The sequence below is a fragment of the Caballeronia sp. LjRoot34 genome (genome assembly GCF_964253815.1).
GTDB lineage: Bacteria > Pseudomonadota > Gammaproteobacteria > Burkholderiales > Burkholderiaceae > Caballeronia.
Map to the genome: position 1 here is coordinate 2,436,264 of NZ_CAXUSB020000001.1, position 13,520 is coordinate 2,449,783.

Sequence of the window (13,520 nt, forward strand, 5' to 3'; positions counted from 1 at the left end):
CGATGAAACGCGCCGCCCTCGCCCTTGTCTGTTGCGTGCTTGCCAGCCCGGCAAATGCGCTGCCGACCTTTGACGAAGTGCGCTCGGGCTGGCGCAGTTCCGACTGGGTGCTGCTCGCCCGCGACGGCGAGCCGCTGCAGCGCACACGCATCGATACAACCGAGCGGCGCGGCGACTGGGTCGAGTTGCAGGATGTATCGCCGGCGTTGCGCGAGGCAATTGTCGTGTCGGAGGACAAGCGGTTCTACGAGCACAGCGGCGTCGACTGGCGAGGAGCCGCAGCAGCGGCCTGGGCGAATCTGTGGAACACGCGCACGCGCGGAGCGTCGACGGTGACCATGCAACTGACCGGTTTGATCGATGAAGATCGCCGGCCGGGGCGCCGTTCAATCGGCGAGAAAGCGACGCAGACGGTCGGCGCGTTATGGCTCGATCACGCCTGGCGCAAAGACCAGATTCTCGAGGCGTATCTCAATCTCGTGCCGTTTCGCGGTGAGATCGTGGGCTTGTCCGCGTTGTCGCAGACGTTGTTCGGCAAACTTCCGTCCGGGCTGAACGAGCGTGAAGCCGCGCTCACGGCCGCGCTGGTGCGTGCGCCAAATGCGAATTACGCGAAAGTATCAGCGCGGGCATGCGGCATTTTGAGGGACATGAACCGGGCGCGGCCATCGGCCACGGACCCTTGCGCGAACCTCGACAGCTACGTGCAATTGACGCTCACGCGCACCGCGTCTGCGTCGCCGCGATCCTCGGATTACGACGCGCTCGCACCGCACTTCGCGCGCCGTGTGGCAAGCGAAGTGCATCCCGCAGCGGGCGCGCGCGTCCAGTCCACGCTCGACGCCTCCCTGCAGCGCTTCGCCCGTGACTCGCTCGCGCGAACCTTGCTCGAACTCAACTCGCGCGCGCATCAGCGCAATGTGCACGATGGCGCCGCGATCGTCATCGATAACCGCAGCGGCGAGATTCTCGCGTGGGTCGGCTCGGCGGGAGGGTTATCAAACGCGCCGGAAGTCGATGCAGTCGTCGCCTTGCGCCAGGCTGGCTCGACGCTCAAGCCGTTCCTGTACGCTCAGGCCATCGACGAAAAGCGTCTCACCCCGGCCTCTTTGCTCGATGACGCCCCGCTCGATCTCGCCACCGGCGGCGGCCTGTATATCCCGCAAAACTACGATCACGATTTCAAGGGCTGGGTGAGCATGCGCACGGCGCTGGGGTCGTCGCTGAATGTACCGGCCGTGCGCACGCTGGTGATGGTTACGCCGCACCGGTTCGCGAAAACGCTGGTGTCGCTCGGTCTACCGCTCACGCAAGCAGGCGATTACTACGGCTTCAGTCTTGCGCTCGGCAGCGCTGACGTGACGCTCGCGACACTCACGAACGCGTACCGGACGCTTGCGAACGGCGGTGTCACGGGGCCAATGTCCGACTTGCCGGCACATGCACCCGCTGCACCCGGCACGCGCGTTTTCAGCCCGCAAGCCAGTTTTATCGTGACGAATATCCTCGCCGATAACAACGCGCGCACGCGCACCTTCGGCTTCGACAGCGTCCTCGCCACGCGCTTTTTCAGCGCCGTAAAAACCGGCACGAGCAAGGACATGCGCGATAACTGGGCGGTCGGCTACACGTCGCGCTATACGGTTGGCGTGTGGGTGGGCAACGCAGACGGTGCGCCGATGTGGGACGTCTCCGGGGTCACGGGCGCCGCGCCCGTGTGGGCCACGCTGGTGAATTACCTGCATCGGCGCACACCAAGCCGGCCGCCCATCGCGCCGTCGGGCGTGGTGCGCACGCAGATTGTTTATCAAAACAATATCGAGCCGGCGCGCGAGGACTGGTTCCTGAGCGGCACGCAAATGTCGCGGATCGCGTTGTCGGCGAATGCCGAAGGCTCGGCCGTACGAAACGGCACGGCCCGGATCACCTCTCCCACCGACGGCACTATTTTCGCGCTCGATCCCGATATTCCCGCCGCGCGCCAGCGGGTCTGGTTCGAGAGCGCGCAAAGTGCGTCGGCGGGCAGCGTGTGGCGGCTGGACGGCAAATTGGCCGGCCCTTCAACTAGCATGTCACGCATGGCATGGCTGCCGTGGCCGGGGCATCACACACTGGAACTGGTCGACCGCCAGGGCGTGGTGGTCGATTCCGTGAAATTCGAAGTACGCGGCGCGTTTGCGAAAATCAAGACAAAAGGTTAATGAGGATCAAACCCGATGAATTTTCAGACCCGAAGAATCAAATCCGGGATAGCGTCGGTTTCGACAAGCATATATCCGCGAAACGTTAAATCTGAACCGACCTGCCCCCATCCGCCATGAGTCTGGTGATAATCGCTAGATAGAATCGAAACCGGAGAGTGGATTGGGCACAACCGGCAAAATAATAGCCGGCAATGTTGTAAAAAATAATCCCGCCCGCACCGGATGGACCTCGCTGCCATTATGCTGACCCGCATTTTGTCCTATGCTAGTTGGGCTTTCTGGCCAGGCTTCCAGTAAGGCCGACATCGATTCCTCCTCTTGTTTTTCAACCTGGAGCACTTGTCATGCTTAAGAAGCTGTTGATGCTGTGTCTGGCCCTTGCGTTGTCGATAGGCGCCGCGTTCGCGGCCGTCGACGTGAATACGGCGGATCAAACCTCGCTTGAAGCGGTAAAGGGGCTTGGGCCGGTGAAGTCGAAGGCGATCATCGACGAACGGACGAAGAACGGCCCGTTCAAAGATGCCGACGATCTCGCCAACCGCGTGAAAGGACTCGGCACGAAGTCCGTGACGAACCTGGAGCAGGCCGGACTGACGGTTGGCGGTTCATCCGCACCGCCGACCGGGACAAAGGCCAGCAAGACGCCGGCCGCCACCAACGCAGGCACTGCCGCGCCCGCCAAATCGACGGTGAAGTCGTCCACGGCTGCAACGGCCGCCACGTCACCCGCCGCGACCACGGCCACGACGCCCGCAGTGACGCCGGCAACGACGGCTACAACGGCAGACGCGGCTTCTGCCACCAAGGGCAAGAAGGGTAAAAAAGCCAAGGCCAGCGCGGCGGCTAGTTCGAGTACGGCGACAACAGCAACGGCCGACGCCGCCTCGAGCGCGAGCGGCGCCAAGGCGTCGAAGAAGTCCAAGAAAAAGAAAGCCGCGAGCGACGCAGCAGCAACCTGAGGACGGCGACGCACTTCGGCGGTGAATTCCGGGCGTGGAATGGTCATCGCGCGCAGTTCGAATTCAAGCCGCCCAGGTCGCCTTGCAGCAGAAACACTTCGGCCATCCTTCACGGGACGGCATGTTTTCCGGCCGGCACAGGCAAACCAGCATGACGCCGGACGGTATCTAACCAGCATCGTTTTCAAGTGAGACAGCCATGAGCCTACTCGATACCCTCGCCTCTTCTTTCGGCAATTCGTCTCAAGGTGGCGGCGCGCAGTCCGGCCTAGTCGCCATTGCGATGGAGTTCGTCAACAACCAGCCCGGTGGCCTGACCGGCTTGATTCAGCGTTTCCATGAAAATGGCGCGGGCGACATCGTCTCGTCGTGGGTCGGCAACGGCGAAAACAAGCCCATCAGCTCGGACACCGTGACCAACGTGCTCGGTTCGGATGCGGTCAGCCAAATGGCGCAGAAAGCTGGCCTGTCCGGCGACCAGGTGTCCGGCATTTTGGCTTCGGTGTTGCCGCATCTCGTGAACCACGCAACGCCGGACGGCCAAGTGCCGGCGAACGGCCAGCTCGACGTGAGCAGCTTGCTGGGATCGCTCGGCGGGATTGGCGGTCTGGCAGGCTTGCTCGGCGGCAAGAGCGAGGAACCGAAGGCGTAAACGTTGTTGGCCTGATTTTTGGGCACTAGTAAAAAAGGGGCAACGGATCACTCCGTTGCCCCTTTTTGTTGGAACGAATGACGCCCGGCCGACTTCGCCCGGCGCCTTCAACCCGCGTCTTAATGCACGACGCGATCGAACACCAGCTCGCCATCCCGCATATCGACGGGGATCACGTCCTTCGGTCCAAACTTGCCGGCGAGGATCAGCTTCGCGACCGGGTTCTCGATCTGCTGCTGGATCGCGCGCTTCAACGGCCGTGCGCCAAACACCGGGTCGTAACCCACCTTGCCGATGTGTTCCAGCGCGGCGTCAGACACGTCGAGTTGCATCTCCAGCTTCGCGAGCCGCTCATGCAGCCGCTGCAACTGGATCTTCGCGATCATCTGGATGTTCTCGCGGTCGAGCGAATGGAACACCACGACGTCGTCGATCCGGTTCAGGAATTCCGGCCGGAAGTGCAGCTTGACCTCCTCCCAGACCGCTTCCTTCACCGCTTCGTGCGGCTCGCCGACCATCGCCTGGATCACGTGCGAACCAAGATTCGACGTCATGACGATGACCGTGTTCTTGAAGTCCACGGTGCGCCCTTGCCCGTCGGTCATGCGGCCGTCGTCGAGCACTTGCAGCAGCACGTTGAACACGTCCGGATGCGCCTTCTCGATTTCATCGAGCAGGATCACGCTGTAGGGCTTGCGCCGCACCAGCTCGGTCAGGTAACCGCCTTCCTCATAACCGACATAACCCGGCGGCGCGCCAATCAAGCGCGCGACACTGTGCTTCTCCATGAACTCGCTCATGTCGATACGGATCATGTGATCTTCAGAATCGAACAGGAACGAGGCGAGCGCCTTGCACAACTCGGTCTTGCCCACGCCCGTCGGCCCAAGGAACAGGAACGAACCATACGGACGATTCGGATCCGACAACCCCGCGCGTGACCGCCGGATAGCATCGGCCACCGCGCCGATCGCTTCATCCTGACCCACCACGCGGTCATGCAGCTTGCCTTCGATCTGCAGCAGTTTCTCGCGCTCGCCTTGCATCATCCGAGACACGGGGATGCCGGTGGAACGCGACACCACTTCCGCGATTTCCTCGGCGCCCACTTGCGTGCGCAACAGGCGCGGCCGTGTGGGATTGCTTTGCTCAGCGGTCTCGGACTGCGTGACCTGCTTCAGTTGCGTTTCGAGTCCAGGCAGCTTGCCGTACTGCAGTTCGGCAACCTTCTCAAGTTTGCCTTCACGCTGCAAACGCACGATGTCCGCGCGCACTTTCTCGATCTCTTCCTTCAGCGTCGCGCTGCCCTGCACGGCGGCTTTCTCCGCCATCCAGATTTCCTCGAGGTCGGAATACTCGCGACCCAGCCGCTCGATTTCTTCCTCGATCAACTGCAAGCGTTTCTGCGATGCCTCGTCCTTTTCCTTCTTGACGGCTTCGCGCTCGATCTTCAACTGGATCAACCGACGATCGAGCCGGTCCATCTCTTCGGGCTTCGAATCAATTTCCATCTTGACCCTGGACGCAGCTTCGTCGATCAGGTCGATGGCCTTATCGGGGAGAAAACGGTCCGTGATATAGCGGTGCGACAATTCCGCCGCCGCGACAATAGCCGGATCGGTGATTTCCACGCCGTGATGCAGTTCATACCGTTCCTTCAAGCCGCGCAGGATCGCGATGGTCGCTTCCACCGACGGTTCGTCGACCAGCACCTTCTGGAACCGGCGCTCGAGCGCTGCGTCCTTTTCGATGTACTTGCGATACTCGTCAAGCGTCGTCGCGCCGATGCAATGCAGCTCGCCGCGCGAAAGCGCCGGCTTCAGCATGTTGCCCGCATCCATGGCGCCTTCGGCCTTGCCGGCGCCGACCATGGTATGGATTTCGTCGATGAAAACGATGGTCTGGCCTTCGTCCTTGGCAATATCGCTGAGCACGGATTTGAGCCGCTCTTCGAATTCCCCGCGATACTTGGCGCCGGCCAACAGCGCGGCCATATCGAGCGACAACACGCGCTTGCTCTTGAGCGATTCCGGCACCTCGCCGTTCACGATCCGCTGCGCGAGACCTTCCACAATGGCGGTCTTGCCCACGCCCGGCTCACCAATCAGCACCGGGTTGTTCTTCGTCCGGCGTTGCAGGATCTGGATTGAACGACGAATTTCATCGTCCCGGCCGATCACCGGATCGAGCTTGCCCGCGCGAGCGCGTTCGGTCAGATCAACCGTGTATTTCTTCAGCGCGCCGCGCTGGCTTTCGGCGTCCTGGCTATTCACCTGGCCGCCGCCGCGAACCGAATTGATCGCCGCTTCGAGCGCCTTGCGCGTGAGGCCGTGCTGCTTGGCGATACGGCCGGCTTCGCCCTTGTCATCGGCGATGGCGAGCAGGTACATCTCGCTTGCGATAAACGTGTCGTTGAGCTTTTGCGCCTCTTTGTCGGCGCTGTTCAGCAAGCCGGCGAGATCGCGGCTGACCTGGACGTTGCCGTCCGTGCCCTGGACTTGCGGCAGACGCGTCATGGCGTCCTTGAGCGCGGTTTGCAGCGCCTGGACCTGCACGCCCGCCTGCGACAGCAGTGAGCGCGCCGAACCGTCCTGCTGCGCAATCAGCGCGGCAAGCAAGTGAACCGGTTCGATATATTGATTGTCATTGCCGACGGCGAGACTCTGCGCATCGGCCAGTGCTTCCTGGAACTTCGTGGTTAGCTTGTCGATTCTCATATTGAGACCTCCAAATCGGGATGTGTTCAAAATGAGGCGTGATCCGGCACTTTCAAGCGCTCCACTGCCCAAAAATCGCACTTTTCTGCAAAATGCCGATTGACGCGATTGATGGTGCCGAGCGGTTGGTAGCGGGTGGTAGCGCTCGTAATGCGCAAAAACGTCGAGTCGGGGGAACAACGTACGTTGGCGTCCGTCGAGCTTGGGCGTCTGGGACCATTGTGATCGGATCCCGATGGCGGTGGACTGATCCAGATCGAAGAACCAGCACGGGCTGCGCCTGGAATACGCGTGCGTCAGGAAGGTCAGTCAGGCACATCAGTCACTTCAATTACCAGTCGCTTCAATTACGTAAGCCAACTCAGTCAGCTATCGCCGGCGATACGACCGATGCCCGCCGCTGCCGGCATTAAACGCACGATGCCGAGCACCCCCGCAAGCTCATCAGCCGGCGACGCCAGATCGCCGACCGTATGCTGATCGAGTTCCGCGAGGAACGCATCGCGCGCCGCGGCGAACACCCCGCGCAAACGGCAATGTGACTGGATCACGCAATGCCGGTGGGCCTCGCTTTCATCGGCGAAACAGCCGACTATCGAAAAATCGTTCTCCGTCTTGCGCACGACCTCGCCGATGCTCAGCAACGGTGTGCGAGGATCGAGCCTCAGGCCGCCGTTACGGCCGCGCACGGTTTCCACCCAGCCCAGTTCCCCGAGCCGCTGCACCACCTTCATGAGATGGTTCTTGGAGATCCCGTAGGCGTCGGAGATCTCCTGGATGGTCGACAGCCCCTCGGACCGGACGGCCAGATAGAGCATGACGCGCAACGAATAGTCGGTGTAATCGGTCAGTCGCATGGGTGTTCGCGTAGTTCGCGTAATCAGTCGCATGAGCCGATCGCTTGGGTCACGTCGGTCCGCAGCGGAGTAAAAGCTTCAATCGCTCGGATACAGGGTGTGGCGGCAGGCGGCATGGATAGTCAGGCGTACGCTCAATCTGCAGACCGTGCGCGCACGATCCAATCCGCTCATCCTCGCCGCGCAATGCCGGCAATATGGCCACGGCCGCTGCGGCCAGCCGCCGCTTGCGCCACCCACTGCAGCACGATTAAACGTCGATTATCATGGACGCAGTCAGCCGGATGTCAATCAAACGTCATTTTGCTCATTTGCCGCGCGTACCGGTCGAACTGATTGGCCTCACTTATCGGCCAAAATTTCTTATCGGCCAGGACTTTCTGGCCCCATTTACGGATGGCTCATATAACCGTGTTGAGTTCATGAGCCTGCTTTATAGCGCCACTTGCCGCTTGTAAGCTCACTTGTAAGCGCATTCATATGCCCATTCATATGCCCATTCGGCGATAGATTCGTACTTTATCCCGCCCGAGTCAAATTTCCACGGCGCGTGGCATCTTACTAATATCCGGTGGGTCGGAATTACATGCGCGGATTCGAGAGCCACTATCAGCTTCGCCAGCCAGACTAAATCCCTACTAAATCCTGACATCGAATCTTATGAGCAAGCCCCTGATCGAGCCCTCCAGCAAGGCAGACACACCACCGGCGCCATTCGTGCGCATCGCGGAACCCGACGAAACCAATATCCGCGAACTGGTCGACGCGTTCTACCGGCGTGTGGACGATGACCTGCTGCTTGGCCCGATCTTCGCCCGCGAACTCGCTGGGCGCTGGGACGCGCATCTGGCGAAGATGACGACGTTCTGGTCGAGCCTCGTGCTGGGAACGAAGGGATATAGGGGCAACGTTCAAGATGCGCACCGGCCTCTTGGCGATATTGAACCCCAGCACTTCGCCCGCTGGCTCACGCTTTTCCTCGATACCGTCGACACCCGCTACGAGCCCGCCGCAGCCATGCAGTTCATGGAACCGGCGCTGCGCATTGCGCAAAGCCTGCAACTGAGCAAATTCGGCTGGGACTATGCCATTCCGGACGCGCAGCTTGCATTGATGGCGTCACTCAAGCGCCTGCGAACAGGCCGCAGCGAGAACGAGTCGTCGACGGAATTGCCCGAGCGCAGCCACGGCGAACCCTTTCCAGTCAGGCTGTCGGGTGTTGAAAACATCGAATTACGCGACCGGTCAAGCGACGCATAAGCGCGAACTCCCGATCCACCTGCCACACAACAGGCAAACAGCCGAACGGAGCGCGGTCGTGGTCACTTACTGCCACTTGCTGCCAGTTGTTTACGCCCCCGCCCCTTTTGGCTGCTCCAGATTCCATCGTGTCAGCGCGGCGTCGTCGGATTCACGGGCATCGACCCATTTCTCACCGTGTTCCGTCTTTTCCTTCTTCCAGAACGGCGCCTGCGTTTTCAGATAATCCATCACGAACGCACACGATTCGAACGCTTGCGCCCGGTGCATGGCGGTTGTCACAACCAGCACGATCTGGTCGAGCGGCAAGAGTTTTCCCACGCGATGCACGATCAGCACATCCGAACCCGGCCAGCGTTTCCGAGCCTGCGCAGCGATTGCCTCCAGTGCCTTTTCGGTCATGCCTGGATAGTGTTCCAGCTCCATTGCCTGAACGGTTTGGCCCTCGTTCAAATCCCGCACCGTGCCTACAAAACACGCCACCGCGCCCACCTTGGGATTGTCCGCGCGCAGCGCGGCAACTTCCGTGCTCAGATCGAAATCGGCTTCCTGCACGCGTACCCGGGTCATCTCAGCCTCCCGTGACTGGCGGGAAAAACGCGACTTCGCAGCCTTCCGTGATACGTCGCGACGGGTCCGTCATTTCGTGGTTGCACGCCATGCGCAACGAGCGGCCCTCGGCGAGCGTTTCCGCCCATTCACCGCCGCGCATGCGCAGCCAGGCGCGCACGTCGCCGACGCTGGACACGCTGTCCGGCACATCCACGCTCTCGTTCGCCACGCCGAGCGCTTCGCGCACGCTGGCAAAAAACCTTAATTCGACTTTCATGATTGCCTTCGACGCAAATCAACGCATCAGTTCTGAAAACGGGATAAACCGCACGGTCTCGCCGGCCTGGATCGCATGATTCGGTGGGTTATCGATCAGACCGTCACCCCAGACCGTGGATGTCATCACGGCCGAACTTTGATTCCCGAAGATCTCCAGCCCGCCCGCTTCGTTCACCCGGGCACGCAGGAATTCGTTGCGCCGGTCGCCCTTTTTCTGCGAGAAATCGGCGCGCAGGGCATACACGCGCGGTTCAACCGCCTCGACGCCCGCCAGCCGCAGGATAAATGGGCGTACGAACAGCAGGAACGTGCAGAAACTGGAGACCGGATTCCCCGGCAAGCCGATAAAAAACGCCTCGCCGCTGTTTTGATCGGCCGGTTGATCCACCGGCCCGCGCCGCACTGCGCCGAACGCGAGCGGCTTGCCGGGTTTCATCGCGATCTGCCACATGGAAATGCGCCCTTCGGCTTCCACAGCCGGTTTCACATGATCTTCCTCACCGACCGACACGCCTCCGCACGTGAGGATCAGGTCATGATCGCGTGCCGCCCGCCGCAGGGTTTCGCGGGTTGCGTCCAGACGGTCAGGCACGATACCGAGATCGGTCACGTCGCAACCCAGTTCGCCAAGCAACGCGCGCAGCGTGAAACGATTCGAGTTGTAGATCGCGCCGGGGCGTAATGGCTCGCCGGGCATGGTGAGTTCGTCGCCGGTAAAAAACACCGCCACGCGCACTTTGCGCACCACGTCGAGCGCAGCGCTACCCACCGATGCCGCGAGCCCCAGCGCCTGCGGCGTAAGCCGCGTGCCGGCGGGGAGAATCACGGAGCCGCGACGGATATCGGCACCTTGCTGGGTGATCCATTCGCCCTCCGGCGGCACCTGCGAGAACGTTGCGCCAGCGTTGTCGGCGCGAACCATTTCCTGCATCACGATGGCGTCCGCACCCGGCGGCACGGTGGCGCCGGTGAAGATGCGCGCGACCGTGCCGGCCGCCAGCGGCTCGGCCGCCTGGCCAGCCGGCACACGCTGCGACACGGGCAGCGTCACAGCGCTCGCATCAGACGCGCCGGCGAGATCCGCGGCCCGCACCGCGTAGCCGTCCATGGAACTGGTGCGCATGGGCGGGACGTCGAGCGGCGACACGACCGCTGTGGCCAGCACGCGCCCGAGCGCTTCGAAGGTATCGACGGTTTGCGCGCCGTCCACCCGGCGCGCGGCCGCCAGCAAGGTAGCGAGTGCGTCGGCGGTGGACAGCATTGGCGGGCGTGGAGCGGCGGGCGTGGTGGACATCGTCGGAAGATTTGTATTGGCCGTGAAATGGCGGAATGGTGAAATGGGCAGCGCTAAAAAGCGCGGCATCCGAAGCACTTATTGTAGCGAGAAGCCAGCACCAAGCGTCCGCCCGGTTGCGCCCGATGCGGGCTCATCGGCCATCCGGACAAGTGCAGGACAATGGCGCACACCGTCGCCCCCCGGCTACGCGGCGCTTTTTTGCCCGGCGCCCGCGCCGCCGCGGGCACCAAGCTCGGTGATACACTCGCACGACACTTTCAGACTTCTCCCCTATGAAATTCTGTTCCGTCTGCGGCCACGAGGTCGGCCTGAGCATTCCGCCTGGCGACAATCGCCAGCGCTACGTCTGCGGCAATTGCGGCACGGTGCATTATCAGAATCCGCGCAACGTGGTCGGGACCGTGCCGGTCTGGGACGACAAGGTGCTGCTGTGCCGGCGCGCGATCGAACCGCGCTACGGCTACTGGACCTTGCCGGCGGGTTTCATGGAGATGGACGAAACCACCAGCGAAGGCGCCGCGCGCGAAACGCTCGAAGAAGCCGGCGCGCGCGTCGAAATCCAGAGCCTCTTCACGCTGCTGAACGTGCCGCACGTACATCAGGTGCATCTCTTCTATCTGGCACGGCTGCTGGATCTGGACATTGACGCAGGCGAGGAAAGTCTCGAAGTGAAGCTCTTCGACGAGAGCGAAATCCCTTGGGACGAAATCGCCTTCCCGACGGTCGGGCAGACGCTGCGCTTCTTTTTTGCCGACCGCGCCGCCGGCAACTACGCGCTGCATACCGGCGACATCTTCCGCTCGCTGCGCGAAGGCTGAGCGCCCCGAGAATCATGGTTCCCTGGCTCGCCTCCGACGATCCGTTCCCCCCCGTCGAGCGCGCGCTCGGCGAGGCGAGCGGCGCGCCCGGATTGCTCGCGGCCAGCGCTGAATTGCAGAGCAGCCGTCTCGTGGATGCGTATCAGCGCGGTATTTTTCCGTGGTATTCCGATGGCCAGCCGGTGCTCTGGTGGAGTCCCGATCCTCGCATGGTGCTGATTCCCGACGAATTCAAAGTCTCCGATTCGCTGCGTAAAACGCTGCGGCGCGTGTTGCGCGAGGCATCGTGGGAAATTCGCGTGGACGAAGATTTTGCCGGTGTGATGCGTGCCTGCGCCCAGACGCCGCGCGAAGGCCAGCGCGGCACCTGGATCACGGGGGATATCGTGGAAGCGTATTCCTCGCTGCATCGCGAAGGACGGGCGCACAGCATTGAAACGTGGTTCGAGGGCAAGCGCGTGGGCGGTCTTTATGGCGTGTCGTTCGGGCGCATGTTTTTCGGCGAATCGATGTTCGCGCATCGCACCGATGCCTCGAAAATCGCGCTCGCGGCGCTCATAGGACACTTGCGTCACCATAAAATAGAGATGATAGACTGCCAGCAGAATACGTCGCATCTGGCGTCGCTGGGCGGGCGGGAGATCTCCCGCAAGGCATTTGTGAGACATCTGCGAGGGGTGGTCAGCGAGCCGCCGGTCCCCTGGCAGTTCGACAAATACGCTCTGCTCGAAACGCTTCGGCCACCCGTGTCGCCGGCGGAATGAACGAGGCAGGTTTTGAACGAGGCGTGAGATCCGGGACGCCAGCCAGCCGATGCATGCTTTGATATTCGCGAACGAATCCAGAACCATCGAATGTGATGGTCAGCAGGCAAGATAGCGACACAACCGAGGTTTTCCGCCCTGCATCGAACCGCTGCGGCACGGTTGGGACGGCAAGCAAGATAGACGCTTAGAACGAGAGCTGCCAACGTGACTCACCCCAATGAGCTGCCGCTTTCTCCGCTTTCGGCGTTGCAATTCTATGCAACGGCGCCGTACCCCTGCAGCTATCTGGATGGACGCATTGCGCGCTCCCAGGTGGCGACGCCCAGTCACCTGATCAACTCCGACGTCTACACCGAACTCGTCAAGGCGGGTTTCCGGCGCTCGGGGGTCTTCACGTATCGTCCGTATTGCGACGGCTGCCGCGCTTGCGTGCCGGTGCGCGTGGCCATCGACCACTTCCAGCCGAACCGCACCCAGCGGCGCGTCTGGAAGCAGCATGGCGGCCTGGTAGCGAGCGTCGCACCGCTTCACTACGACGAAGAGCATTACGCGCTCTATATGCGCTATCAGTCGGCGCGGCACGCGGGCGGCGGCATGGATCGCGACAGCCGCGACCAGTACGAGCAATTTTTGCTGCAAAGCCGGATCAACTCGCGCCTGGTGGAATTCCGCGAGCCCCTTCCCGCCGGCAATCCCGCAAACCCCGCAGATCCCGGTAATTCCGACGCAAGCCTGCCCGTCAGTCTCGTCGACGATCCGCCCGAGCGCGGCACGCTGCGCATGATCAGCATGATCGATATTCTCGGCGACGGACTTTCGTCGGTTTACACATTCTTCGAACCCGGCCTGCCCCACACCAGCTTCGGCACTTACAACATCCTGTGGCAGATCGAGCAGGCGCGCAGCCTGGATTTGCCTCACGTCTATCTTGGTTACTGGATCCGTGAGAGCGACAAAATGGCGTACAAGGCGAATTTCCGGCCGCTGGAGGGCTTGATCGATGGCCACTGGGGGTTACTCGATCCCGTTACCATGCACTCCGCCGGAACGCCGCCCATGCCCGGCAAGATGCCCACGGACAAACCGCGGCGCTGACCCGTACGGCAGGCTCCTGCAATAGCCTTTTTGGTGGTCCTGCCTGAGGCCCTTTTCATCCGC

13 protein-coding genes are annotated in these 13,520 nt (G+C 61.9%); 7 read left to right on the forward strand and 6 right to left on the reverse strand.

Features of this window, described 5'->3' with window-relative positions; translation table 11 throughout:
- Positions 1 to 2 precede the first annotated feature (2 nt).
- Positions 3 to 2,201 (forward strand): penicillin-binding protein 1C, encoded by a 2,199-nt coding sequence (gene pbpC / locus ACSQ36_RS10875; protein ID WP_436181907.1) that lies wholly within the window; start codon positions 3 to 5, stop codon positions 2,199 to 2,201.
- Between the two features lie 135 nt (positions 2,202 to 2,336).
- On the opposite strand, the gene ACSQ36_RS10880 is transcribed toward pbpC, so the two are convergent.
- Complete coding sequence (locus ACSQ36_RS10880; RefSeq protein ID WP_213761539.1) at positions 2,337 to 2,510, reverse strand: hypothetical protein; 174 nt, start codon at positions 2,508 to 2,510, stop codon at positions 2,337 to 2,339.
- 38 nt (positions 2,511 to 2,548) lie between these two features.
- On the opposite strand from ACSQ36_RS10880, the gene ACSQ36_RS10885 reads away from it, so the two are divergent.
- A complete protein-coding gene (locus ACSQ36_RS10885) occupies positions 2,549 to 3,163 on the forward strand; it encodes a ComEA family DNA-binding protein (protein ID WP_436181908.1) in 615 nt (204 codons plus the stop codon).
- 199 nt (positions 3,164 to 3,362) lie between these two features.
- On the forward strand, positions 3,363 to 3,815 hold the full coding sequence (locus ACSQ36_RS10890) for a YidB family protein (RefSeq protein WP_213761541.1): 453 nt from the start codon (positions 3,363 to 3,365) through the stop codon (positions 3,813 to 3,815).
- Between the two features lie 119 nt (positions 3,816 to 3,934).
- On the opposite strand, the gene clpB is transcribed toward ACSQ36_RS10890, so the two are convergent.
- On the reverse strand, positions 3,935 to 6,532 hold the full coding sequence (gene clpB, locus ACSQ36_RS10895; protein WP_213761542.1) for an ATP-dependent chaperone ClpB: 2,598 nt from the start codon (positions 6,530 to 6,532) through the stop codon (positions 3,935 to 3,937).
- 365 nt (positions 6,533 to 6,897) lie between these two features.
- Positions 6,898 to 7,389 (reverse strand): Rrf2 family transcriptional regulator, encoded by a 492-nt coding sequence (locus ACSQ36_RS10900; RefSeq protein ID WP_436181909.1) that lies wholly within the window; start codon positions 7,387 to 7,389, stop codon positions 6,898 to 6,900.
- A gap of 660 nt (positions 7,390 to 8,049) precedes the next feature.
- Between ACSQ36_RS10900 and ACSQ36_RS10905 the strand changes: the two genes are divergently transcribed.
- Positions 8,050 to 8,649 (forward strand): group III truncated hemoglobin, encoded by a 600-nt coding sequence (locus ACSQ36_RS10905; protein WP_436181910.1) that lies wholly within the window; start codon positions 8,050 to 8,052, stop codon positions 8,647 to 8,649.
- A gap of 90 nt (positions 8,650 to 8,739) precedes the next feature.
- Here ACSQ36_RS10905 and moaE read toward each other — a convergent pair whose 3' ends face one another.
- From moaE to ACSQ36_RS10920, 3 genes are read right to left on the reverse strand one after another with little or no spacing between them, the layout of a single operon-like run.
- Complete coding sequence (gene moaE, locus ACSQ36_RS10910) at positions 8,740 to 9,219, reverse strand: molybdopterin synthase catalytic subunit MoaE (protein WP_436181911.1); 480 nt, start codon at positions 9,217 to 9,219, stop codon at positions 8,740 to 8,742.
- Between the two features lies 1 nt (position 9,220).
- Entirely contained in the window at positions 9,221 to 9,478 is a 258-nt protein-coding gene (gene moaD / locus ACSQ36_RS10915; protein ID WP_213761546.1) for a molybdopterin converting factor subunit 1, read from the reverse strand.
- Positions 9,479 to 9,496: 18 nt separating this feature from the next.
- Entirely contained in the window at positions 9,497 to 10,741 is a 1,245-nt protein-coding gene (locus tag ACSQ36_RS10920; RefSeq protein ID WP_436183154.1) for a molybdopterin molybdotransferase MoeA, read from the reverse strand.
- 308 nt (positions 10,742 to 11,049) lie between these two features.
- Between ACSQ36_RS10920 and ACSQ36_RS10925 the strand changes: the two genes are divergently transcribed.
- From ACSQ36_RS10925 to ACSQ36_RS10935, 3 genes are all read left to right on the forward strand, one after another.
- On the forward strand, positions 11,050 to 11,595 hold the full coding sequence (locus ACSQ36_RS10925) for an NUDIX hydrolase (protein WP_213761547.1): 546 nt from the start codon (positions 11,050 to 11,052) through the stop codon (positions 11,593 to 11,595).
- A gap of 14 nt (positions 11,596 to 11,609) precedes the next feature.
- The gene (aat, locus tag ACSQ36_RS10930) at positions 11,610 to 12,359 is read left to right on the forward strand and encodes a leucyl/phenylalanyl-tRNA--protein transferase (protein WP_436181912.1); all 750 of its coding nucleotides are present in this window, start codon (positions 11,610 to 11,612) and stop codon (positions 12,357 to 12,359) included.
- Between the two features lie 207 nt (positions 12,360 to 12,566).
- Positions 12,567 to 13,457, forward strand: a complete 891-nt coding sequence (locus ACSQ36_RS10935; RefSeq protein WP_436181913.1) for an arginyltransferase — start codon at positions 12,567 to 12,569, stop codon at positions 13,455 to 13,457.
- Positions 13,458 to 13,520 lie beyond the last annotated feature (63 nt).

Bases quoted from the DNA above. Each gene is read 5' to 3' on its own strand.
- pbpC (WP_436181907.1), top strand. From the start codon at position 3: ATGAAACGCGCCGCCCTCGCCCTTGTCTGTTGCGTGCTTGCCAGCCCG.
- ACSQ36_RS10880 (WP_213761539.1), bottom strand. From the start codon at position 2,510: ATGTCGGCCTTACTGGAAGCCTGGCCAGAAAGCCCAACTAGCATAGGA.
- ACSQ36_RS10885 (WP_436181908.1), top strand. From the start codon at position 2,549: ATGCTTAAGAAGCTGTTGATGCTGTGTCTGGCCCTTGCGTTGTCGATA.
- ACSQ36_RS10890 (WP_213761541.1), top strand. From the start codon at position 3,363: ATGAGCCTACTCGATACCCTCGCCTCTTCTTTCGGCAATTCGTCTCAA.
- clpB (WP_213761542.1), bottom strand. From the start codon at position 6,532: ATGAGAATCGACAAGCTAACCACGAAGTTCCAGGAAGCACTGGCCGAT.
- ACSQ36_RS10900 (WP_436181909.1), bottom strand. From the start codon at position 7,389: ATGCGACTGACCGATTACACCGACTATTCGTTGCGCGTCATGCTCTAT.
- ACSQ36_RS10905 (WP_436181910.1), top strand. From the start codon at position 8,050: ATGAGCAAGCCCCTGATCGAGCCCTCCAGCAAGGCAGACACACCACCG.
- moaE (WP_436181911.1), bottom strand. From the start codon at position 9,219: ATGACCCGGGTACGCGTGCAGGAAGCCGATTTCGATCTGAGCACGGAA.
- moaD (WP_213761546.1), bottom strand. From the start codon at position 9,478: ATGAAAGTCGAATTAAGGTTTTTTGCCAGCGTGCGCGAAGCGCTCGGC.
- ACSQ36_RS10920 (WP_436183154.1), bottom strand. From the start codon at position 10,741: ATGCTGTCCACCGCCGACGCACTCGCTACCTTGCTGGCGGCCGCGCGC.
- ACSQ36_RS10925 (WP_213761547.1), top strand. From the start codon at position 11,050: ATGAAATTCTGTTCCGTCTGCGGCCACGAGGTCGGCCTGAGCATTCCG.
- aat (WP_436181912.1), top strand. From the start codon at position 11,610: ATGGTTCCCTGGCTCGCCTCCGACGATCCGTTCCCCCCCGTCGAGCGC.